Below are 21249 nucleotides of genomic sequence, written 5' to 3' on the forward strand. Positions count from 1 at the left end.
CGGCCGGAAGGCTGTCAGTCAACAAACCGCAGCCCATGCGCGCCCGGTTTGTTCTGCACGGAAGGCTGTGTGTGCCGGCTATCCCCTGGGGATAGCTCGGCGGACTTGTTCGCGGCTCGCGCGGAGGTGAGACCGCGTTGCGGGGCTACGCCTCGCGAGGTCTGTACCAAGCGGCCCGTTGCCCCTCCACCTCACGGTAGCGAAGCTCGAACAGGCGGCACTCGTGCACCACCTGCCGCCAACTGCTGCAGCCGTACTTGGCTGGAAGTTGCTCGGGATGCCGGTCCGCGATCCAGCGGCCAGCGGCGGCGATGGGTGTCCAGCCCTCGACGGCCAACTGCGCGGCGGCCTCGCGCAGCGCGCGGACGATGCCGGCGGCCGGCCAGTCCACCGTGCCGTCCGGCGCGATGCCATTGACCACCAGGTCGTGGAACACATCCGACTGGACGAACTCCGCTGCCAGGCGCCGCGCCTGATCCATGTGCTCGGCCCAGCCGCGCAGCTGCTCGAAGTGTTGATCGATGCGCGTGTAGGCGGAACCGAGTTCGTCCTGTGCAACGCGGCACCCGTCCACGGTCCATAGATCGTGCTGATCGATGAAGTGGTGCACCAGGGTGTTGCGCAGCGATACCAGGTCTTTGAGGTCGGCCTGGGTGTTGGCGTAGTCCTGCGCAGACAGGCTCAGTTGCACGCGCGTGCGAAAGGAAATCACGTCGCCGGGAAGATCGTCGTCGCGTTCCTCGCCGCCATTTCCATCGGTGACGACATACGAACCAAACAGTTGTCCGACCAACGTGCCCAGGGTCTTGGTCGCGGCATCTTCAATCCGCGCTGCGCGAATGGCCTCCAGCGAATGCGCCGGGCCTGAAATCTCGTGGTGGGCCACGATGGCTTTCATGAGGCGCTCGTATTGTTGAAGGCGCAACAGGCATCTGCCCAGCAAGCGCTGAACGTCTTGCTGTAGTGGTTGCAGTGCGTTTGTGGCGGGGGAAGTCGTCGTGTCCATCGTCGGCCGGGCTCGTGCGTGGCTGTCCTCGTCTGATTCACAGGCGACAGTTTCGCCTGTCATTCGGCGGGCGACAATCGAGCGCGGCGGAAAGATGTCTGTTCCAGCTATCCCCTGGGGATAGTCAACATCAGCGATCACGCAAGGCTTCTCGGAGCTGAGCCAGGTAGGCACGTGCGACCTCGGGGTCAGCCGCACGGGATGCCGGCGGTGACGAGGGCGCAGGTGACGGGGGCGCTGGCGGTGCCGATGCACTTTCTCCGGCCCAGGCCTTGAACTCCCCGCGGATCGCCTTCTGGATGATGCCAAACAGGTAGCCGGCCGGGTTGCGTACCGCGCTGTTGTGGCAGCGTGCCGCCCACTCGTCGAGAACGGCCTGCCTCAGCGCCTCGTCCACCTGCTGCAGCGCCACCAGCGCGCCGGCCTGCTGCTCGTCCTTCAAGCGCAGGAAACGGTCCGGCAGCCGCAGGTTCTGCAAGGCCCTCGCGCGCGGTACTGTACGTACTTCATTTATACGATCATTACGTACTGTACGGTCCTCCTTCGGAATCCGAAGAGAGCCGTCCGGCGCGGGTTTCGGCCCTGCTTCGGATTCCGAAGACGGGCGCGCAGCATTCCGAAGAAGGGCTTCCTGGCCTTCTTCGGATTCGTGGTCCGCACCCTCCTGTGGATAACCTGGCGTCGTCCAGCCATGCAGCGCCATGCGCTGCGCGAGCACCTGCAAGCGGGTCGGCAGCGTGCGCCCGCTGAGCAGCGGGTCTTCAGCGATCTCCCGCAGCGTGTTCATGCCCACGACCTGCACCGCCTTCGCCGCGTGCGTGAGCGCTTGGCTCACCAGGCCCAGATAGTCGGGGTCGAGCTGCATCGCCTCGAAGGGCGACAGCGGTTCGTCGTGCAGCACGTAGAGGTTGCCTTGGATACGGCCGGTCTTCGGGTCGCGCCGTCGTCGCACCAGGCTCAGCCAGCGCGTCAGCCGCAGCAGCGTCAGGGCGCGCGCCACGGTCTCGTGCGATGCCTGCGCCGCGCAGGGCATCGAGGCCAGGTAGGGGCGCAATTGGTCGTAGGTGGGAAAGGCGGTCACGCCGTCGTCGTTGAGCTGCAGGCGGAACACCTGCCAGGCGTTGCGCTCCAGCGGCGTCAGGCGTCGGTCGAGGAACAGTCGGCGCGGCACGCTCTCATGGCGGTTGCCGCTGTAGAGGAAACCGTCGGCGGCCGGCGCCGTGCCCTGCGCCGGTTCCTTCGGCTCAAGGTGCCGCAGCGCCTCGTCGAACAACGCCGACAGCGCAACGGGGCCTTCGCGCCGTGGTGCGCCGCCCGTGGTCATGGCTACACCAGCCCCTGGTCGATCCAGTTGCGTATCGCCGACCAGATCACCGACATGGGCAGGGTCATGGCCTCGGCCAGGTCCATGGTCAGCGCCAGCATCGCCATGTCGTCGGTCAGGGCGACATGGCGCTCGGCGACGCCGGCCTTCCAGCGCTCCCACAAGGCCACGTCCTGCGCCTCGTCGAGTACCGGATGCCGGCCCTTGCGCTTGGGCAGCCCGAGGATGTCGCGGCGCAGCGCCACTTCCTGATGCGTGAGGCCGTAGAACTTGCTGACCATCTCCGTGCTCGCCCCCAAGCGCAGCATGCGGTCCACCGTGGCGATCTCCCGCTCCACGTCGTGCACCTGGCTCAGCAGCCGCTTCAACACTTCCCGGTTCACCGATACCGAACACCACGACACCGTGGCATTCACCAGCATGCTCACGAGCTCGGGGTGTTTCAGCGCATCCAGCTCCTCCTCGCCGAAGCCCATGGCCTTGCAGCGGCGCAACTGGCCGTTGCGCAGGTCATGCAGGGCCTGGGCGATCACGGCCTGGTTGAGCGGGTGCGGTGCCGACATACGGGAGCCTCCTGCGCTCAGGAATCCTGGCTCGCTACGCCGGCTTCCAGATCCAGCAGCCGGCGCGCCAGGCGCAGCAGACGGAACAGCTTCACCAGCGCAGCATCGCTCAGGCGTGTGGCCGAGCCGCCATGGCCATGGAGCAGCGCCGCCAGCTCATCGGCCAGCCGCGCGCGGTCCAATCCGTTCGCGGCGGGCGGCGCTGCACTCAGCGCATGCAGCAGGGTCAGCACCGCCCGCGCGAACACCGGCAGCGCCTTCGCCTGGCCCACGGCCGGCGCCACGCAGACGAAGCCGATGCCGCCGTCGCTGGCCTCGATGTGGTCGGCTACCGCTGCGTCCCCGGCGATCTCGCGCGCGAATTGCGCGATGTGCACGCGCAGGCGATCCGGCACGTCCAAGCTCGGCTCGATGTACCAGACGTCCGAGATGGGATAGAGTCCGCCCGCCTGCACGGGGATCGCACGCAGCGCATCGGCCTCGAAGTCGGGCAGCTTGTCGCCGAGCTGGTCCGCGACCATCCGTTGGATGGACTGCAGGCGCTCGGTGGTCGGCGCCGGCGTCACGATGTGCCCTTGCAGGCGCTCGTCGCGCTGCCCGTCCCGGGCGTTTGGTGCAGCGGCAGGTGGTGCCGAGGGTGTCTCTGCCGGTGGCGCGACGGGCGAGGTGTCCCGTGGCGTTGGCGCCGCGGGCGACAGTTGCGGCGTGATGGCTGGCGCCGCAGGTGCGACAGGCGTTGCCGGGTTCGGCGCGGCCGGCTCGCTGGTCAATACTCGCTGACGGCTTTCGCTGTCATCGACCTCCAATGCCAGCGTGTCGTAGTCCGCTTCCAGCAGCTCGGCCATCTGACCCACCAGTTCGTCCTGCACGCGCTGGGGCGAGAAGCCCTCCGGCTGCGTGTCGAACTGCGACAGCACATCCTGAAACAGCGAAGCGAAGTCCACGGTCAGCGGCCGGCCCAGCGCACGCCGCTCCCAGGTGCGCTCGCACGCCTTGCGCAGCACTGCGAGCCGGTCCACCTGATGCCGGCCCAATCCGCCGTACAACAGCGTCGGGATCGCCGGCAGCAGATAGCGCACCGCATCGTTCATGCGGCTGATGTGTGACTGCGGCACCGGATAGCCGTCGGCCGTCAGTCGCCGCGCGAGTTCGCTTTGCGACAGCGCCTGGCCGCTTTCCTGCTCGTAGAACTCGCGCGCCTTCTCGATGCCCAAGGCCCGCTCGATGAAGGTCAGGCCGCCGCGCAGCTCGTTCTCGGCCAGATGCCCGGTCAGCGCCACGATTTCGCCGCGCGCCGGCCACGGGCGGAACAGGCACGCAATGCGGAAGAAGCGTTCCTCCTTGGTCTCGCTCCACAACTCGCGCAGGATCGCCAGCCGCGTGTTGCCGCCGTTGCGAATAATGTAGTGCGCCTCGCCCGGCCTGCGCGTGATCGCGGGGGGCGCGTCCAGCCCACGTTCGCGGATGGACGCCTTGATCTCCGCATAGGCCGGGTTGCGCGTCACGCGTGGGTCGTGGTCGTAGGGCCGCAACTGGTCCAGCGTCACCACCATCGGCGTGTCGGCGATGGGGTCGCTCAAGGTCGCGGCCGAAGGGCCGCTGCGCTCGAAGCCGGTGGCCAGCAGCTTGGCAGCCATGTCCTGCGGCGTCAGCTCAGCCACGGCCATTCTCCTGCGCCTGTCGGTCGGCGCGGCGAAGCTGCGCACGGGCGTTGCGCTCGGCGCGGTGGTCGCTCGCCGTCGAGCTGGTGTAGATCGGCGCGCAGCCTTGCTTCGTGAACAGCAGGTGCCCGCCGCGGGTGCGCACCACCTTCCAACCTTCTCCCAGGGCGAACTCGATCAGCCCTCGCAGCCGCTTGTGGCCGCGGGCCAGGTCATGTGCGCTGGCCATGGCCGGCCCCTCCCGCGTCGCCTCGGCCGGTGACGAGCGCAAAGCGCTCCTGCCACGCCGGGAACAGCTCGCCGGCCAGCGCGCGCATGGTCTCCAATGCGGCAGGTGCCGTGCGGCCCGCCGGCTGGCGGTATTCCACCCGATGCACCGGCAGTCCGCGCGTCGCGGCGCGCGGATAGGCTTCAATCGCCGGCACGTCGGTGTCCAGCACGCGCACGCCAGGCTGCTCCTGGAATACCTGACGCAGCGCCTGCTGGATCAGCCGCGCATTCGACGACACCGGATGCACGCGGTTGATGAGCAGGTGCAGCGGCGGCGGCTCGATGCCGAGGTGGCGGTACGGCGCGATGTCCTCGATGAGTTGCAGCGTGCCGCGCCGCAGCTCGCGCGCCGCGAGGATTTCCGGCGTCACCGGCGAAAGCGCCAAGTTCGAGGCCAGCACCGCCATCTCCAGCAGCACGCTGCGCGCGCCCTGGGTGTCGATCAGCAGCAGGTCGTAGTGCGGCGCCAGCGTGGGCAGCAGGTGGCGCAGCCGCAATCTGCCATCGGGCGCGTGCAGCAGCAGCGTGTTCAGCTCGCCGCGGTCGTCGTTCGAGAGCACCAGGTCAAGCCGCTCGATCGCGGTGCGCGACACCAGTTGCTCGGCGCGCTGCTCGTTGTAGGCCAGCATCTCGTAGATGCCGGCCGGCGCGCGCTCGGCCAGCGTGAAGTAGCTCGACAGCGTGGGCTGCACGTCCAGGTCCAGCAGCAGCACGCGCAGCCCGGTGTCGGCTGCGAAGCCGCCCAGGTTGGCCGCCGTCGTGGTCTTGCCGACGCCGCCCTTGGTCGAAATGATGGACACCACCTGCATGGGCCTCTCCCGGTTGAATGGCATGTACCGAGGAAAAGCGTCAGGCGCGCTCATCGAGGCGATCGGCGATCCATTGCTCGACCTCCGCCGAGTCCCAGCCCACGGCGCGCACGCCCAAGCGCAGCGCCTTGGGGAACTTGCCTTCTTTCATCAGGCTGTAGATGTGCGCGCGCTTGAAGCCGGTTTTGGCCTCGACTTCGGCGCGACGCAGGATGCGGTGCTCGGCCGGCACTGCCGGCGCGGTGGTCTGCGAAGACATGAGAGACACTCCTTGACGCTCACTGGCGCTGTTCGGAAAGTGCCTCGTATTCAATACACCGCGGTCGCCGAAATCACTGCAATTGCAGAAGCAGCGACTGCAATTGCAGTGCGCCGCATCGGCATCATGCTGGCCGCGTCGTCAGCACGACGCCTCCAGGTGGCGCCGCGCCTGCGCGAGCTTGCTCCACAGCGTCCGCTCGCTGAGACCCGGCCGCCCCTCATGGTGTGCGATCAGCGCGCTGACCACGGCATCCATGCTGCGGAACGACGAATAGGCCGCGCCTGACGGCGAATTGCCCAGCAGCAGCGTCAGCAGTCCGCCGATGATGTTGAGGTAAGTCGTCTCGCTGCGCAGGCCAGGCTCGCGCGCCTGTTCGTCGTTGGCCGCGCGCGTGGCATGTTCCTTCGCCAGTGCTTCGTGCGCGGTGCGCAGCGTTTCATGCACCAGGGCAAGTTCGGCAAGTTGCGACTTCGCTGCTTCGCGATCGGCCAGCAGAATGTTGAGCGTGTCCACGCTCACCGCCGGATGCACCGCGCGTTCGATGCCGTCAAACAAAAACCCCGGCCGATCGCCGGGGTAGAACTGCGACATCCACGCTTTCAAGTCCACGTGGCGCACGGTCAACTCGGGGTCGTCGAGCGCCGGCCGCTGCGAGTCCAGCACGATGCCGGCCTTGCCACCGGGCAATTCGCCATGCGTCAGCGCGTCGAAGATGCGCTCGGCATACAGGCGCAGCAGCGGCCAGCGCGGGAATTCGCCGGGCTCCGGCATGGCACGCTGCTCCAGCGCTTCCAGAATACGCTGCTCGAAGCGCAGGAGACCGCACCAGCGGACGGCCGCCTCGATCGGTCGGTAGTACGTCTTTGCGCCAAAGGCGTGGCTGCTCGATTTCGGCATATCGCGCTCTTCCCATCGTCGGATCGACACATGGCAAGCGCGCGCGGCCCACATGGGCGCAGCGATTGCCCAAAGAACCCGATGAAGCGCGAGCCGGTCGGCATCGTGGTGGACGTTGGGTGCGGCGATGTCGCCGAGCGTTACGCAGGGGGCAAACCTCCTTGCGGTGCCCGCTACACCTCAACCATAATGCACCTGCGAAAAATCTTGTTACCGGCGCAACGGTCTGAAAAGCCGCGCATCCAAGTTCGATCAGGAAGGGATGCCGCGCTTTACCGGAAAACCAGGGCAAAGTTTTCGTAGGAATACGGGCGGGGTAAAGCGCCAATGCGACTTCCGGCTGAGCCGGTTTGCATCCAGCAAGGGCTCATGCGTTCTGCGTCACTGCTGTGACCTCGACAGCTTGAAGGTGCCTTGCTTGATGCCGGGTGGATAGGCCCGATTCGCCATCCATGCCCGTGACGCAAAAGGTCGGCCGCCGATGCAATGCGGGTCAAGGTCCAGACCGAAAGGGAATCGTACCGTCCAAAATCCCCGCGTCACATCGGGCGTTGATCGGTGCCTTGCGGGCGTCCGACACGCTCCACGCGGTCGATGAACTGCCGCAGCGGCTCCATGATTTCGCCTTCGGGTCGCAGTAGATAGGTCGTCAGCGAAGCGGTCTCGTCGGCCAGCGGCCGCACGACGACATCGGCCTGATGGCAACCCGCCAGATGCGCCGCGCTCGAAAAGCCCACGCCGTAGCCGGCGGCCACGAGGGCCAGCATCAGGGAATGGGTCTTGACGTACTCGGCTACCGTCGGCTGCGCATCCACCGTGCGGAGCAGCCGTTCGCGCTGCCGGCTGCAACCTTCGCAGACCTGGGGATCGCACAGCACCAGCGGATAGCTCGCCACTTCCTCCAGCGGCACTTCCTTGAAAGCCAGCAGCGGATGCCTGGCGGGCAAAGCCACCACCAGCGGGTCTCGCCACACCGGCATGGCGACGATGCCGGCGTCCATTTCACCAGCCAATGCAAAACCTGCGTCATACAAGTCGTTGCGCAGTCCAGTCACCAACTGCGCCAGTGGCGTTTCAAATATCCGAATGCCGACCTGTGGTGCCTCCTCGCGGCAAAGCGCAAGCAACGCCGACAAGCGGGCCTGCCCCATGTCACCAGATAGTGCGATGCGCAGCGTGTTCCGCTGGTTCGCTGCGGCGCGTGCCTTGGTCTGCGCTTGCTCGAAGGCCAGCAGTACGCGCCGGGCTTCTTCGAGGAAGACCTGTCCCGCCGGTGTGAGACGAACACTGCGTGGCAAGCGGTTGAGCAGCGGCACCCCTAAATCCGCCTCCATCTGGCGGATCGTGCGCGACAGTGGAGACTGTTCGATGTGCAGCCGTCGAGCAGCCCGGCCGAAGTGCAGTTCCTCGGCTACGGCGATGAAGCAGCGAAGATGGCGTAAGTTCATGCTTTCTCCCTACCGATGTGATCAGTCCATATCATCGTAGGGAGCCGAATAGTGCGGAGGATTCACCTCTGTATCGAGATGAGAGCCATCCTGGGGGGTGATGCTCGGATGCTTTTCGCCCATGTCAGCGCCTACGGCGAAGCTCTCGTTCGAGATCGCCCAGCTGCGACGCCTGAAGTTCGGCAAGAAGAGCGAGCAGCTCGATGCCGAACAACGCGCGCTGTTCGACGAGGCTCTGGACGCCGACCTTGCCGCGGCTGAGGCGCAGCTCCAGGAACTGCTGGGCAAGAAGAAGCCGCCGGCTACGCCTGGCGCGATGCCTAAGCGCACCGCCTTGCCGGCGGACCTGCCGCGCGTGGACTGCCACCACGAGCCCGAGAACACCCGCTGCGCGTGCGGCTGTGCGCTCAAGCGCATCAGCGAGAAGCTGGACTACACGCCGGGCGTGTTCACGGTCGAGTGCCACATCCGCGGCAAGTGGACCTGCGCATAGGTGCCGAACGCTGACCCAGGCGCCGGTCCCGGCGGAGATCATCGCCAAGGGCATCCCCACCTCCGGGCTGCTCGCGTAGGTGCTGGTCGCAAAGGACTCCGACCATCTGCCGCTTACACGGTCGTCCCTAGGCAAGCAGGAATAAGCTGCGTGAGTGAATCGGGAGGTTTGCGTAGCTGATGGCTGGCCAGCAGCGTCTGCGCCGGCGGCTTCACCGGCACGAAGCGCATGTGCGGGCGGGTTGCCGCCTCGCAGATCGCTGCGGCATCGGCCGCACCGTTCTTGCGTCCCTTGCCGGCCATGCGGTAGGGCGTGACGAAGTGGCCTGCAATCAGCCGCGCATCCAGCCCATAGCCGCGCAGCTTGCGTGCCCAGTGATGCGCACCGCCGCAGGCCTCCAGGGCCACCAGGCAGCCGGGAGGCAGCTCCGCGCACCAGGCCGCAAACTTGTCAGCGGCCAGCGCCTTGGCAACCACCACGCGCGCATCCACCGCATGCACCTAGATAACCCGCTTGGCCAGATCCACCCCGACTCGGGCAATCTCGTTCATGGACTTCCCCTTTCACATGGCTGCAGATTGATGACTTGGGGAGCACCATCGCGGTGGCAGCCAACATTTGTTTCCTGGCTGCTTACGATTGAGTCACATCAATCGGCCAGCAGATCGCTGGATATTGACTCTTGATTTTCGGCATGTTAGGCGCAATATCTTGCAAAGTCTTGCAAGAATTTCCTCGAGCGAGGCCGCGTGACGACGGAACTTGTGGGGGTGGTATGACAGCGCGCCAGCAGGCGATCTTCACACTCGACGAGTTGGCTACCTACTTAAAGGTCGGCAAGCGGACGCTTTACCGGCTCGCCGCGCACGGGGAAATTCCGGCCTTCAAGGTCGGCGGGACGTGGCGGTTTCGTCAAAGTGAAATCGATCAATGGATCAATGATCAGATCCAAGCAGGCAGAAAGAAGGAGGTGATACGCACAGATGAGCAGCCGAAGTCAGCGAAACATCCCGTGTTGCCTGGGCGCGCTATCCATAGCCGCAGGCAAGCGGATTGAGTGAGTCTTCAATTGATTTCTGGAGGTATGACATGGACATTGATTTCAAGAAATTGGCTCCCTGGAACTGGTTCAAAAAGGAGCAGGAAGAACAACAGAGCACTGCCTCGCTGCCGGTGCAGCGCAATGACCTGCCTGTGGCGGGTGGGCCCGTCAGTCCCATCCTGCAATTGCACCGCGAGATCGACCGCCTCTTCGACGACACGTTTCGAGGCTTCGGTTTCCCGGCGCTGGCCATGCCACGCTGGCCGTCGGACTGGCCGGGCCTGCTGAAGCCGGCGCTGGACATCCAGGAGACCGACAAGCAGTACAAGATCGCCCTGGAAGTGCCCGGCGTCGAGGAAAAAGACATCCAGATCACGCTCGACAACGACGTGCTGCTGGTGCGCGGTGAAAAGCGTCAGGAGCAGGAAACGAAAGACGGCGGTTTCCACCGGGTGGAGCGCTCCTACGGCAGCTTTCAGCGCGCTCTGAACCTGCCGGCCGATGCCAACCAGGACACGATCAAGGCCGCTTTCAAGAACGGCGTGCTCACGATCACGATGGACAAGCGCGAGGCCAGTGCGCCCAAGCAGGGCCGCTCGATCCCGATCAACGGCTGACGCCGATCGGCTCGTCCTCCGAAAAATCAGGTGAAGGTCGAGGCGCCGTGATCGGTGGCGCCTCGTCAAATCAATCTTTACAGGAGCATCAGCATGGCCAGAAAACAATGCCAAGTCTGCGGCCAGCCCGCCACGGTGCGGGTGGAAGCCAATCTCAATGGTCGCCACAGCACCATGCTGTTGTGTGACGATCACTATCGCCAATTGGTGCGCCAGCAAAAGCGCACCGTCTCGCCGCTGGAAGCGCTGTTCGGCTCGCGCAGCGGCCTGTTCGAAGACTTCCTTGGCAGCGACTTCTTCCGCATCGGTGACGATTCGCCGTCCATGGCGGCCGATACCGACGAGGTGGTCGATGCCTCGTTCGGCGAACCCGCCCCGGCCGGTACGGGCACTGCGCGCCGTCGCGGCAGTGGGCTCGCCAGCCGTATCAGCGAACAGTCCGAGGCCCTATTGCAGGAGGCCGCCCGACACGCTGCAGAGTTCGGGCGCGCCGAAGTTGATACCGAACACCTGCTGCTGGCGCTATCCGACAGCGATGTGGTGAAGACCATCCTGGGGCAGTTCAAGATCAAGGTCGATGACCTCAAGCAACAGATCGAATCCGAAGCCAAGCGCGGCGAGAAGCCGTTCGAGGGCGAGATCGGCGTGTCGCCCCGGGTCAAGGACGCGCTCAGCCGTGCTTTCGTGGCCTCCAATGAACTCGGCCACTCTTATGTCGGGCCGGAGCATTTCCTGATCGGGCTCGCCGAGGAAGGCGAAGGTTTGGCGGCCAACCTGCTACGCCGTTACGGTCTCACGCCGCAAGCGCTGCGCCAGCAGGTAAGCAAGGTGGTCGGCAAAGGGGCCGAGGATGGCCGCGCCGAGACGCCGACCAACACGCCCGAGCTGGATAAATACTCGCGCGACCTCACCAAGATGGCGCGCGAGGGCAAACTCGATCCAGTCATCGGCCGTGCGCAGGAGATCGAGACCACCATCGAGGTGCTGGCCCGGCGCAAGAAAAACAACCCGGTGTTGATTGGTGAGCCCGGCGTCGGCAAGACCGCCATCGTCGAAGGACTGGCGCAGCGCATGGTCGCCGGTGAAGTGCCCGAGACGCTGCGCGACAAGCGTCTGGTCGAACTCAACATCAACGCCATGGTGGCCGGCGCCAAGTACCGCGGCGAGTTCGAGGAGCGCGTGCAGAAGGTGCTCAAGGAAGTGACCGAGCACCAGGGCGAGATGATTCTCTTCATCGACGAGGTGCACACCATCGTCGGTGCCGGCCAGGGTGGCGGCGAAGGCGGGCTGGACGTGGCCAACGTGTTCAAGCCGATGATGGCGCGCGGCGAACTGAACCTGATCGGCGCCACCACGCTCAACGAGTATCAGAAGTACATCGAGAAGGACGCCGCGCTGGAGCGTCGCTTCCAGCCGGTGATGGTGCCCGAGCCGACGGTAGCGCAGACCATGATGATCCTGCGCGGCCTGCGCGACACCTTAGAGGCGCACCACAAGGTCAGCATCACCGAGGATGCGATCATCGCCGCCGCCGAGTTGTCGGACCGCTACATCACCGCACGCTTTTTGCCTGACAAGGCCATCGACCTGCTCGACCAGGCGGCCGCACGCGTGAAGCTGTCAGCCACGGCCCGCCCGGTGGCGGTGCAAGAGCTGGAGTCCGAACTGCACCAGCTGCGGCGTGAGCAGGACTATATGGCCTCGCGCAAGCAGTACGACAAGGCCGCCGAGCTGGGCAAGCGCATCGAGGCCAAGGAGACTGAACTCAAGCAGCTCGTCGAGGAATGGGAACGCGAGCGCGCCTCGGGCAGCGCCGAAGTCAAGGCCGAGCATGTCGCGCAGATCGTCTCGCGCCTGACCGGCATTCCGGTCAACGAGCTGACGGTGGAAGAACGCGAGAAGCTGCTGCATCTGGAGCAGCGGCTGCACGAGCGCCTGGTGGGCCAGGACGAAGCGGTGCGCGCGGTGGCCGATGCCGTGCGGTTGTCGCGCGCGGGCCTGCGCGAAGGCGACAAGCCGGTGGCGACTTTCCTGTTCCTTGGGCCGACCGGCGTGGGCAAGACCGAGCTCGCCAAGGCGCTGGCCGAGTCCATCTATGGCGATGAAGGTGCGCTGCTGCGCATCGACATGTCCGAGTACGGGGAACGCCATGCCTTGGCACGCCTGGTGGGCGCGCCTCCGGGTTATGTGGGCTATGACGAGGGCGGCCAGCTCACCGAGAAGGTGCGTCGCAAGCCCTACAGCGTGTTGCTGCTCGATGAGATCGAAAAAGCGCACCCCGACGTCTACAACATCCTGCTGCAGGTGTTCGACGACGGGCGGCTCACCGACGGCAAGGGCCGGGTGGTGGATTTCACCAATACCATCATCATCGCCACCTCGAACCTGGGCTCGGACATCATCCAGCGTCGGCTGAAGGCCGGTGGCGCCGCCGGCGAGGAATACGAGAAGACCAAGTCCGAGGTGATGGACGTGCTGCGCGGACACTTCCGCCCCGAGTTCATCAACCGCATCGACGAGATCATCGTCTTCCATGCGCTGGGCAAGGAGGAGATCCGCCATATCGTCGGCCTGCAGCTTGATCGTGTGGCCCGCAACGCCGCCAGCCAGGGCGTGACGCTGACCTTCGATCAGACCTTGATCGACCACTTCGCGGAGGAAGGCTACAAGCCCGAGTTCGGCGCGCGTGAGCTCAAGCGGCTGATCCGCAGCGAGCTGGAAACCGCGCTGGCGCGCGAGATGCTGGGTGGCGGTATCGGCAAGGGTGATCACGCCAACGCCCGCTGGGACGACAAGGCCGAACGGGTGGTCTTCGAGCGCCAGGAGCCACCCGCGAAGTCGGCTGAGCCTGAAAAGCCCGATGCCGCGGACGTGGCCGAGGCACCGCCTGGCGACGCGAGCAAGCCTGCGCGCAAGCCTGCGCGCAAGAAGAAGTCAGCGGACGGCGAATCTTGAGCGATGGGAGGCTGTCGTGTCCGACCCCAATGGGCTGACATGGGCAGCCACCCTCGTGTCGCTGGCGGTCGCTATCCCCACAGCGGGGCATGCGGTCATCTACAAGCGTGACCCTCGATCGGCCACGCTGTGGGTACTGCTGATCGCCTTGCTGCCGCTGGGCGGTTCGCTGCTGTATGGGCTGTTCGGCATCAACCGTTACCAGCGGCGGGCGCGGCGGCTCTTCCCGGGGGCAGATCCTGCTGTTCGGCAGGATCTCTCGCCCACGATCCCCGAGGCTGTATCGCCGCCACTTGCCGGTCTGGCCCACCTGGTGGGACGCGCCACCGGCCAGTCGCTGACCGGCGGCAACCGCATCGAGCCGCTTGTCGATGGCGAGCAGGCCTACCCGGCCATGCTCGCCGCCATCGAATCGGCGCGGTACAGCGTCGCCTTGACCTCGTACATCTTCGACAGCCAAGGCATCGGGGCGCAGTTCGTCGATGCGCTGCGCCGGGCTCATGAGCGCGGCGTGCAAGTGCGGGTGCTGATCGACGACGTGTATGCCCGCTGGACGCCCCGCAGCGCCTACCGCGCCTTGCAGCGCGCCGGCGTTCCGGCGGCGACGTTCAACCCGACATTGATTCCCGCGCGCCTGCATGCCGCGCATCTGCGGAATCACCGCAAGCTGCTGGTGATCGATGGCGAGACGGGTTTCACCGGCGGATTGAACATCTTCAGCCCGTACTGGCGGCCCGATGCGCCGGACCAGGCCTGTCACGATTTGCACTTTCGTCTGCGCGGGCCGGTGGTGGAGCATCTGATGCGGAGCTTCACCGATGATTGGTGCGATACCACGGGCGAGCGGCTCAGCAAGGGTTTCTGGGGCGAACCGCCCGTAACGGCTGATGAGCCGGGAACCAGTTGGGCGCGCGGCATCGAGGCCGGTCCCGACGAGGCCCTGGACCGGATGCGCTGGACCTTCATGGGCGCTTTGAGCGCGGCGAAGCATTCGGTGCGCATCTGGACACCTTACTTCGTCCCCGATCAGCCGATGATCGCGGCGCTGAGCACGGCCGCGTTGCGCGGCGTGCGTATCGACGTGCTGACGCCCGCAAACGGCGACCATCCCACGGTGCAATGGGCCGCGCGCGCCCACTACTGGCAGGTGCTGGAGCACGGTGTACGCATCTTCGAACGGCCTGGCCCGTTCGACCACAGCAAGCTGATGCTGATAGACGGCCAGTGGTGCTGCCTGGGTTCGGCCAATTGGGATGCGCGCAGCCTGCGCCTCAACTTCGAGTTCAATGTGGAGGTGTACGACACCGCGCTGTCTACGCGGCTGGAATCCCTTTTTGATGCCGCTCGTGATGCGTCGGGCGAGATATCGGCGAAGGCGTTGCGCGCCCGCCCGCTGGCCATCCGCTTGCGCGACGGGGTGGCCCGTCTGTTCACCCCCATTCTCTAGCGACACGACTTGCGAGGTACCCTGCCCATGGAAAAGAAAGATCAATGGAACATTGGCTACTGGATCGTCGCCGGCCTGTTGCTGCTGACGCTGCAGAACTACTGGCAGGCGACCAAGACCGTCGAGCCCGTGCCCTACAGCGAATTCGAGAAGGCGCTGGCCGAGGGGCGCGTCGCCGAAGTGATGGTGTCGGACCGCACGGTCACCGGGCGCCTGAAATCGCCGGACAGCCGGGGCAAGACCACCATCGTGGCCACTCGCGTCGAACCCGACCTGGCCGAGCGGCTGTCCAAGTACGACGTGCCTTACGCGCGGGTGGTGGAAAGCACCTGGCTACGTGATGTGCTCTCCTGGATTCTGCCGGCGGTGGCCTTCTTCGGCGTCTGGTTCTTCCTGTTCCGCCGCTTCGCCGAGAAGCAGGGCATGGGCGGCTTCCTGAGCATCGGCAAGAGCCGTGCCAAGGTATTCATGGAGAAGAACACTGGCGTGACCTTTGCCGATGTCGCTGGCGTCGATGAAGCCAAGGCGGAGTTGGTTGAGATCGTCGATTTCCTCAAGAATCCGCAGGAGTATGGACGGCTCGGGGCGCGCATCCCGAAAGGTGTGTTGCTGGTTGGCCCGCCCGGCACGGGCAAGACCCTGCTGGCCAAGGCCGTGGCGGGCGAGGCCGGGGTACCGTTCTTCTCTATCTCCGGCTCGGAGTTCGTCGAGATGTTTGTCGGCGTGGGCGCGGCGCGGGTGCGCGACCTGTTCGAGCAGGCGCGCGGGCAGGCGCCGGCCATCATCTTCATCGATGAACTCGACGCGCTGGGCCGTGCACGCGGTGTCGGAGGACCGAACGGTGGACACGACGAGCGTGAGCAGACGCTGAACCAGTTACTTACTGAAATGGACGGCTTCGACAGCTCGGTCGGACTGATCATCCTCGCAGCCACCAACCGGCCGGAGATCCTCGATCAGGCCTTGCTGCGCGCCGGCCGCTTCGACCGTCAGATGCTGGTAGACCGCCCCGACAAGAAAGGTCGCCTGGATATCCTGAAGGTCCATGTCAAGAAGATCACCCTGGCCCACGATGTCGATCTGGAACAGGTGGCGGCACTGACCACCGGCTTTTCCGGCGCCGATCTGGCCAATCTCGTGAACGAAGCAGCGCTGAACGCGACCCGGCGCAAGGCGCAGGCTGTGGAACTGCAGGACTTCACCGCCGCCATCGAGCGCATCGTGGCCGGCCTGGAAAGGAAGAACCGTGTGCTCAATCCGAAGGAGCGGGAAACTGTCGCCTATCACGAGATGGGACACGCTCTGGTGGCGCTGGCGCTGCCCGGCACCGATCCGGTACACAAGATTTCAATCGTTCCGCGTGGCATCGGTGCACTCGGCTACACCCTGCAGCGGCCCACCGAAGACCGATTTCTGATGACACGTGCCGACCTGGAGCACAAGATCGCCGTGCTCCTGGGAGGGCGCGCGGCTGAGAAGCTCGTGTTTGGCGAGCTGTCCACAGGGGCTTCAGACGATCTGGCGCGGGCCACCGACATCGCCCGCGACATGATTACGCGCTTCGGCATGGATGAGGGCTTGGGGTACGTTGCTTTTGAGGCACAGAGGCCGCGTTTTCTTGATGCGCCTGAACTGGTACAGGGTGGCTGCCGGGTAGCCGAATCGACTCAGACACGCATCGACCAAGCCATCCGTGACATCGTGATGGGTGTGTTTGATCGTGCATACCGAATTCTCGAAATTAACCGAGAAGTGCTGGAGCGGTGCGCGCGCGAACTGCTCGCACGGGAAACGCTGGATGAATACAGCATCCGGCAACTGACGCAAGGGCTACAGCTCGAATCCCCATGTCACAGCGGCCCAACTGCCGGAGCCATTACTTCCTCTGTGTCCCAAGGAGCCACCTCATGAGTGACAGCATTCATATCGTCTGCCCACACTGCCAATCCATCAATCGCGTGCCAGCCAACAAGTTGGCAGAGAAGCCCAATTGCGGGCGGTGCCAGCACCCGCTGTTCACCGGAGAGCCCATTGATCTGACCACAGCGACCTTCGCCCGTCATCTGGAGCGCAGTGACCTGCCGCTGCTGGTTGACTTTTGGGCGCCGTGGTGCGGACCGTGCAAGATGATGGCGCCGCAGTTCGAGCAGGCAGCCTCCCTGCTTGAACCCAAGGTGAGGTTGGCCAAGGTAAATACCGAGGCCGAGCCTCACCTGGCCGCCCAGTTCGGTATTCGCAGCATTCCAACCCTGATTTTGTTCCGAGGGGGACATGAGGTTGCACGTCAGGCGGGCGCCATGGGCGCGCAGGACATTATGCGCTGGGTGGCTTCGCAATTGCCCCGGTGATTCAGGTGTGATCGAGTCGTCTTCTCGGACTCTCCGTTCCATTAACGTTTCATTGAAAGAGAGAGCGCAACGCTTATGAATAAAGAATCTGGCCACACGGCCCTTGACGAGATACGCTCCCAGTGGCGGTTGATGACGGTTTACGAGCGCTTCGAGCAGTTCGTTGCCATCACGCTTTCGGGCGTCATCGCGTTGGTAATTGTGATTTCGCTGATTCAGTTGATTCGGCTGGTGTTCACACTGCTCGTCATGGATGCGCTGAATCCACTGGATCATAAGGTTTTCCAGCTGGTGTTCGGTGCCACCATGACGCTGCTGATCGCCATGGAATTCAAGCATTCGATCGTCAAAGTGGCTCTGCGCAAGGAAAGCATCATCCAGGTCAAGACCGTCATTCTGATCGCGATCCTGGCACTGGCCCGCAAGTTCATCATCCTAGAACCCGACGTTGATCCTGCCAAAGTGGCCGCGCTGGCGGGGACGGTACTGGCCTTGGGTCTGACCTATTGGCTCATGCGTGAACGCGATGACCGCAAGAGCGAGTAATGGAGGTATGACCCCCTATGGTCTAGTCGGCCGACACGATGCCAGGTCGAGGCACCGCTGGCTCAATCGCTTTCAAACCGCGCTGCTGGTTTTGACCCTGGTGGGGATCGCAGCTGCCGCTGGCAGTCTGCTGTTCGGCGAGATTGGCCTTTGGCTGGCACTGGCAACATGCGCATTGACCCTGCTGATCGAACCTGTCGCCGCCTCCGCGATGACCTTGCGTCTGTATGGCGCCCGTCCCTTGCGCCCTGATGAAGCCCCCGCAATCTGGTCGTTGCTGCGAGCGCTCGCAGCTCGCGCAGGATTGCCGAACACGCCGGTTCCGTACTATGTGCCCAGCGACATCGTCAATGCCTTTGCCACCGGCTCCAGGCGCCTTGCCTCCATTGCCCTCACCGATGGCCTGCTCCGCAGCCTGAGTATGCGCGAACTGCAAGCCGTGCTGGCGCATGAAGTCGCGCACATCGCTCAAGAAGATCTTCGTGTCATGGGCTTGGCCGATTCGATCAGCCGGCTCACGAACCTGCTGGCGTTGTTGGGTCAGGTCGCGCTCCTGATCAGCATGCCAGCCTTGCTGGTCGGTGCAGCAGAAATTAACTGGATTGGCTTACTGTTGTTGGCCGCTTCGCCGCAACTTGCACTGCTCGCACAGTTGGGTCTGTCACGTGTGCGAGAGTTCGATGCCGACCGGATGGCAGTAGAGCTGACGGGAGATCCGCACGGGCTCGCCTCGGCGCTGGCGAAGATCGAGCGGGTGAGCCGCTCGTGGCGAGCCTGGTTGTTGCCCGGCTGGGGGAATCCCGAACCGTCCTGGTTGCGCACGCATCCGGCGACAGAGGATCGTATCGCGCGCCTGATGGCGTTGGCGCCTCAGCCATCGCAGGCCCTGCCGTTCCAAACGGAATATCTCGCGCCAAGGTCGTTCGCCCCGATGCGCCCGCCACGCCGGGGCCTGAGCGGCCTTTGGCGCTAAATCACTCGAAAGGAACCCCCGCCATGGCTTACCACGATCCTTACCCACAACGCCCAGCTCCGGATCATTTCGTCCGGCGGTGGCTCTTCATCACTGCGTGCGTTGCCGCACTCATGCTGTTCTGGCAGTTCCTGCCCGCCATCGAGGCCTGGTTCAGCCCGCGCCAAGCCGCTGAGCGCACCGTCACGCCGCGTGGCGATCTGGCCGCTGACGAACAGGCCACCATCGAACTGTTCGAGAAATCCCGGGGATCGGTGGTCTACATCACGACGTCCCAACTGGTACGAGATGTCTGGACGCGCAACGTCTTTTCCGTGCCGCGCGGGACGGGTTCGGGTTTCATCTGGGATGACGCCGGTCATGTCGTTACCAACTTTCATGTGATTCAGGGGGCGTCGGAGGCCACGGTCAAACTGGCCGACGGCCGCGATTACCAAGCCGCGCTGGTCGGAGTGAGTCCGGCACACGATATCGCGGTGCTCAAAATCGGCGTCGGCTTCCAGCGCCCGCCCGCCGTTCCGGTCGGCACCAGCGCAGACCTCAAGGTGGGACAAAAGGTGTTCGCCATCGGCAACCCCTTCGGCCTGGATTGGACACTCACCAACGGCATCGTGTCCGCGCTAGATCGATCGCTGCCCGGAGAATCTGGCGGAGTGACCATCGAACACCTGATTCAAACCGATGCCGCTATCAACCCCGGCAACTCGGGTGGGCCGTTGCTCGATTCCGCCGGCCGTCTGATCGGCATCAACACAGCGATCTACAGCCCTTCCGGTGCATCGGCTGGGATCGGCTTCGCCGTGCCGGTGGACACCGTCATGCGCGTAGTCCCGCAACTCATCAAGACCGGTAAGTACATCCGTCCGGCGCTGGGCATTGAGGTGGACGAACAGCTCAATCAGCGCCTGCTTGCACTGACCGGAAGCAAGGGCGTGTTCGTGTTGCGTGTTACCCCTGGTTCGGCAGCGCACAAGGCCGGCCTCGCGGGTGTCGAAGTCACGCCGCAAGGCATCGTGCCGGGCGACCGCATCATCGATGTTGATGGCAAGGCGACGGACGATGTGGCCAAGCTGCTCGCGCGGCTAGACGACAGGAAGGTCGGCGATGTGGTGGTCTTGTCAGTGGAACGGGCCGGCAAATCGCGCGAGGTGCGTGTGGAGCTGCAACCCGGGAATTGATTGAACTGAACCTGTGGATCAGGCGGTAGTGCAGCGTCGCGGTGATTGAGGTTCTCAGGTCTTCGGCCAGGTAGCGTTCCGCCTCAACCTCCGTAATTTTCGGATGCGATCTGCCTATCCGAATAGGCAAGCATGCAACGCCGGAACCTCTTGCCAATCATCGAAGGAGAAAGCGAGGCGCAATCCGCATGAGGTGGACGCAGGCCAGGAACGAGGCAAACAGGAGGCCGCATTGGAACTCAGACTACTGCGCTATTTCGTTGCGGTCGCGGAAGAACTGCATTTCGCGCGAGCGGCCGAGCGCCTTGGCGTAGAACAATCGCCTGTGTCGCGCGCAATGCGCAATCTCGAAGCCACGCTCGGCGTGCAGTTGTTCGACCGCAGCGCGCACCAGACGCGACTGACCTGGGCCGGTCAAGTGTTCCTCGGTGAGTGCCGGCGTGTGCTGGCCACCGTGGAGCAGGCGGTGAGTGCCGCAAAGGCGGCGGCGCAGGGCTATCAGGGTTATCTGCGCATCGCCATCTGCGACAGCTTGGCGCAGCCCCACATTGCCACCTTGCTGGCGCGCAGCCGCGAGGAAGAGCCCGAACTGGAGATTCGCGTCTTCGAGCTGCCTTTCGCGCAGCAGCTCAAGGACCTGCACAACGATCTGCTGGACATCGGCTTTGCGCTGTCGGACGCGGTGAGCGAAGGCCTTGTCGCCGAGCCCGTGTGGACCGATCCTCTGTCGGTGATCGTGCCCGTGCGCCACCCCTTGTTGGCGCACGCGGAAGTGCCATTGGATGAAGCCTTGAAGTTTCCGTTGGTACTGTGCCATCCGGACGCGGGATCGGGCTGCCACCACCAGATCCAGGCGGTGCTTCAAGGTGCGTCCAAGCCGCTCAAGCTGGTAGATCAGGTGACGAGCCTAGGCGTGATGCTGACTCTGGTCGGTGCCGGTTATGGCCTAGGTTTCGCCATTGCCTCGCAGGTGCAGACCCTGAACCGCCCCGACATAACCGTTCGCCCCTTGGCCGGCACGCCGCCCATGCTGTCCACCTACCTGCTGCGCCGCAGCGCCGAACCCTCTGAGCCCATGAAGCGGTTTCTGCAGCGCGCCCGCGAGGAGTTCCTGCCAAAGGGAGATGAACCGGCCTCGTGACGTTGAGCGCTCGGGTACATTGGCTACTGCTGGCTGTCCATGGCTCGCACTGGACTTGCTCGGAGCGCGCGTTGACCAAGCGTGGTTTTCAGTCCATAATTATGTCCATCTCGGTTCGCCGAGTGCGGAAAACTCGTTATCAACCAACGAGTTGGGAACACGATGATGTTCCCTTCACCCGCTCCACATGCATTCACGCACAAGGGCCAGTTCTCGCGAACTGGCCCTTGTGCTTTGTCGCGCGCTGCGGCCGCCCTTCACGGCAACGT

20 protein-coding genes and 1 pseudogene are annotated in these 21249 nt (G+C 64.6%); 11 read left to right on the forward strand and 10 right to left on the reverse strand.

Annotated features, from left to right (window positions below):
• Positions 1-145: 145 nt before the first annotated feature.
• From GH664_RS05860 to GH664_RS05900, 9 genes are all read right to left on the reverse strand, one after another.
• On the reverse strand, positions 146-898 hold the full coding sequence (locus tag GH664_RS05860) for an OST-HTH/LOTUS domain-containing protein (protein ID WP_023101518.1): 753 nt from the start codon (positions 896-898) through the stop codon (positions 146-148).
• Between the two features lie 238 nt (positions 899-1136).
• Complete coding sequence (locus GH664_RS05865; protein ID WP_043104891.1) at positions 1137-2330, reverse strand: STY4528 family pathogenicity island replication protein; 1194 nt, start codon at positions 2328-2330, stop codon at positions 1137-1139.
• Between the two features lie 2 nt (positions 2331-2332).
• Positions 2333-2893 carry a DUF2857 domain-containing protein gene (locus GH664_RS05870; protein ID WP_016446180.1) on the reverse strand — a complete coding sequence of 187 codons (561 nt, stop codon included), beginning with the start codon at positions 2891-2893 and terminating at the stop codon, positions 2333-2335.
• 17 nt (positions 2894-2910) lie between these two features.
• Positions 2911-4554 carry a ParB family protein gene (locus GH664_RS05875; protein ID WP_043104923.1) on the reverse strand — a complete coding sequence of 548 codons (1644 nt, stop codon included), beginning with the start codon at positions 4552-4554 and terminating at the stop codon, positions 2911-2913.
• Positions 4547-4783 (reverse strand): hypothetical protein, encoded by a 237-nt coding sequence (locus GH664_RS05880; RefSeq protein WP_023109327.1) that lies wholly within the window; start codon positions 4781-4783, stop codon positions 4547-4549. The genes GH664_RS05875 and GH664_RS05880 overlap by 8 nt, the downstream gene beginning before the upstream one ends.
• Complete coding sequence (locus tag GH664_RS05885) at positions 4767-5633, reverse strand: ParA family protein (protein WP_004265510.1); 867 nt, start codon at positions 5631-5633, stop codon at positions 4767-4769. The genes GH664_RS05880 and GH664_RS05885 overlap by 17 nt, the downstream gene beginning before the upstream one ends.
• 40 nt (positions 5634-5673) lie before the next feature.
• The gene (locus GH664_RS05890) at positions 5674-5892 is read right to left on the reverse strand and encodes an AlpA family transcriptional regulator (protein WP_003454927.1); all 219 of its coding nucleotides are present in this window, start codon (positions 5890-5892) and stop codon (positions 5674-5676) included.
• A 141-nt stretch (positions 5893-6033) separates the two neighbouring features.
• Positions 6034-6792, reverse strand: coding sequence for a hypothetical protein (locus GH664_RS05895; protein ID WP_023657735.1), 759 nt, complete (start codon positions 6790-6792; stop codon positions 6034-6036).
• Between the two features lie 539 nt (positions 6793-7331).
• Positions 7332-8240, reverse strand: a complete 909-nt coding sequence (locus GH664_RS05900) for a LysR family transcriptional regulator (RefSeq protein ID WP_012761385.1) — start codon at positions 8238-8240, stop codon at positions 7332-7334.
• A gap of 139 nt (positions 8241-8379) precedes the next feature.
• Here GH664_RS05900 and GH664_RS05905 point away from each other — a divergent pair.
• A pseudogene (locus tag GH664_RS05905) lies at positions 8380-8809 on the forward strand (IS66 family transposase zinc-finger binding domain-containing protein); the annotation flags it as partial.
• Between the two features lie 37 nt (positions 8810-8846).
• Here GH664_RS05905 and GH664_RS05910 read toward each other — a convergent pair.
• Entirely contained in the window at positions 8847-9224 is a 378-nt protein-coding gene (locus GH664_RS05910; RefSeq protein WP_023093169.1) for an IS110 family transposase, read from the reverse strand.
• A gap of 284 nt (positions 9225-9508) precedes the next feature.
• Between GH664_RS05910 and GH664_RS05915 the strand changes: the two genes are divergently transcribed.
• The 10 genes from GH664_RS05915 (at position 9509) to GH664_RS05960 (ending at position 20980) form a co-directional block, all read left to right on the forward strand.
• Positions 9509-9790, forward strand: a complete 282-nt coding sequence (locus tag GH664_RS05915) for an AlpA family transcriptional regulator (RefSeq protein WP_003454941.1) — start codon at positions 9509-9511, stop codon at positions 9788-9790.
• A gap of 32 nt (positions 9791-9822) precedes the next feature.
• Complete coding sequence (locus tag GH664_RS05920) at positions 9823-10392, forward strand: Hsp20/alpha crystallin family protein (protein WP_153167129.1); 570 nt, start codon at positions 9823-9825, stop codon at positions 10390-10392.
• Between the two features lie 93 nt (positions 10393-10485).
• A complete protein-coding gene (clpK, locus tag GH664_RS05925) occupies positions 10486-13347 on the forward strand; it encodes a heat shock survival AAA family ATPase ClpK (RefSeq protein WP_153167130.1) in 2862 nt (953 codons plus the stop codon).
• A gap of 16 nt (positions 13348-13363) precedes the next feature.
• Positions 13364-14794, forward strand: coding sequence for a cardiolipin synthase (cls, locus tag GH664_RS05930; protein WP_153167131.1), 1431 nt, complete (start codon positions 13364-13366; stop codon positions 14792-14794).
• A 27-nt stretch (positions 14795-14821) separates the two neighbouring features.
• Positions 14822-16705, forward strand: a complete 1884-nt coding sequence (gene ftsH, locus GH664_RS05935; protein WP_058137964.1) for an ATP-dependent zinc metalloprotease FtsH — start codon at positions 14822-14824, stop codon at positions 16703-16705.
• Positions 16702-17142 carry a thioredoxin TrxC gene (trxC, locus tag GH664_RS05940; protein ID WP_009238721.1) on the forward strand — a complete coding sequence of 147 codons (441 nt, stop codon included), beginning with the start codon at positions 16702-16704 and terminating at the stop codon, positions 17140-17142. The genes ftsH and trxC overlap by 4 nt, the downstream gene beginning before the upstream one ends.
• A gap of 75 nt (positions 17143-17217) precedes the next feature.
• A complete protein-coding gene (locus GH664_RS05945) occupies positions 17218-17688 on the forward strand; it encodes a phosphate-starvation-inducible PsiE family protein (protein ID WP_009238720.1) in 471 nt (156 codons plus the stop codon).
• 7 nt (positions 17689-17695) lie between these two features.
• Positions 17696-18661, forward strand: coding sequence for a zinc metalloprotease HtpX (locus GH664_RS05950; protein ID WP_043104906.1), 966 nt, complete (start codon positions 17696-17698; stop codon positions 18659-18661).
• A 23-nt stretch (positions 18662-18684) separates the two neighbouring features.
• On the forward strand, positions 18685-19839 hold the full coding sequence (locus GH664_RS05955; RefSeq protein WP_043104908.1) for a S1C family serine protease: 1155 nt from the start codon (positions 18685-18687) through the stop codon (positions 19837-19839).
• Between the two features lie 232 nt (positions 19840-20071).
• Complete coding sequence (locus GH664_RS05960; RefSeq protein WP_043104909.1) at positions 20072-20980, forward strand: LysR family transcriptional regulator; 909 nt, start codon at positions 20072-20074, stop codon at positions 20978-20980.
• The last annotated feature ends 269 nt before the right edge of the window (positions 20981-21249 follow it).

The organism is Thauera sp. 2A1 (assembly GCF_009469595.2).
In the GTDB taxonomy this organism is placed as follows: Bacteria; Pseudomonadota; Gammaproteobacteria; order Burkholderiales; family Rhodocyclaceae; genus Thauera.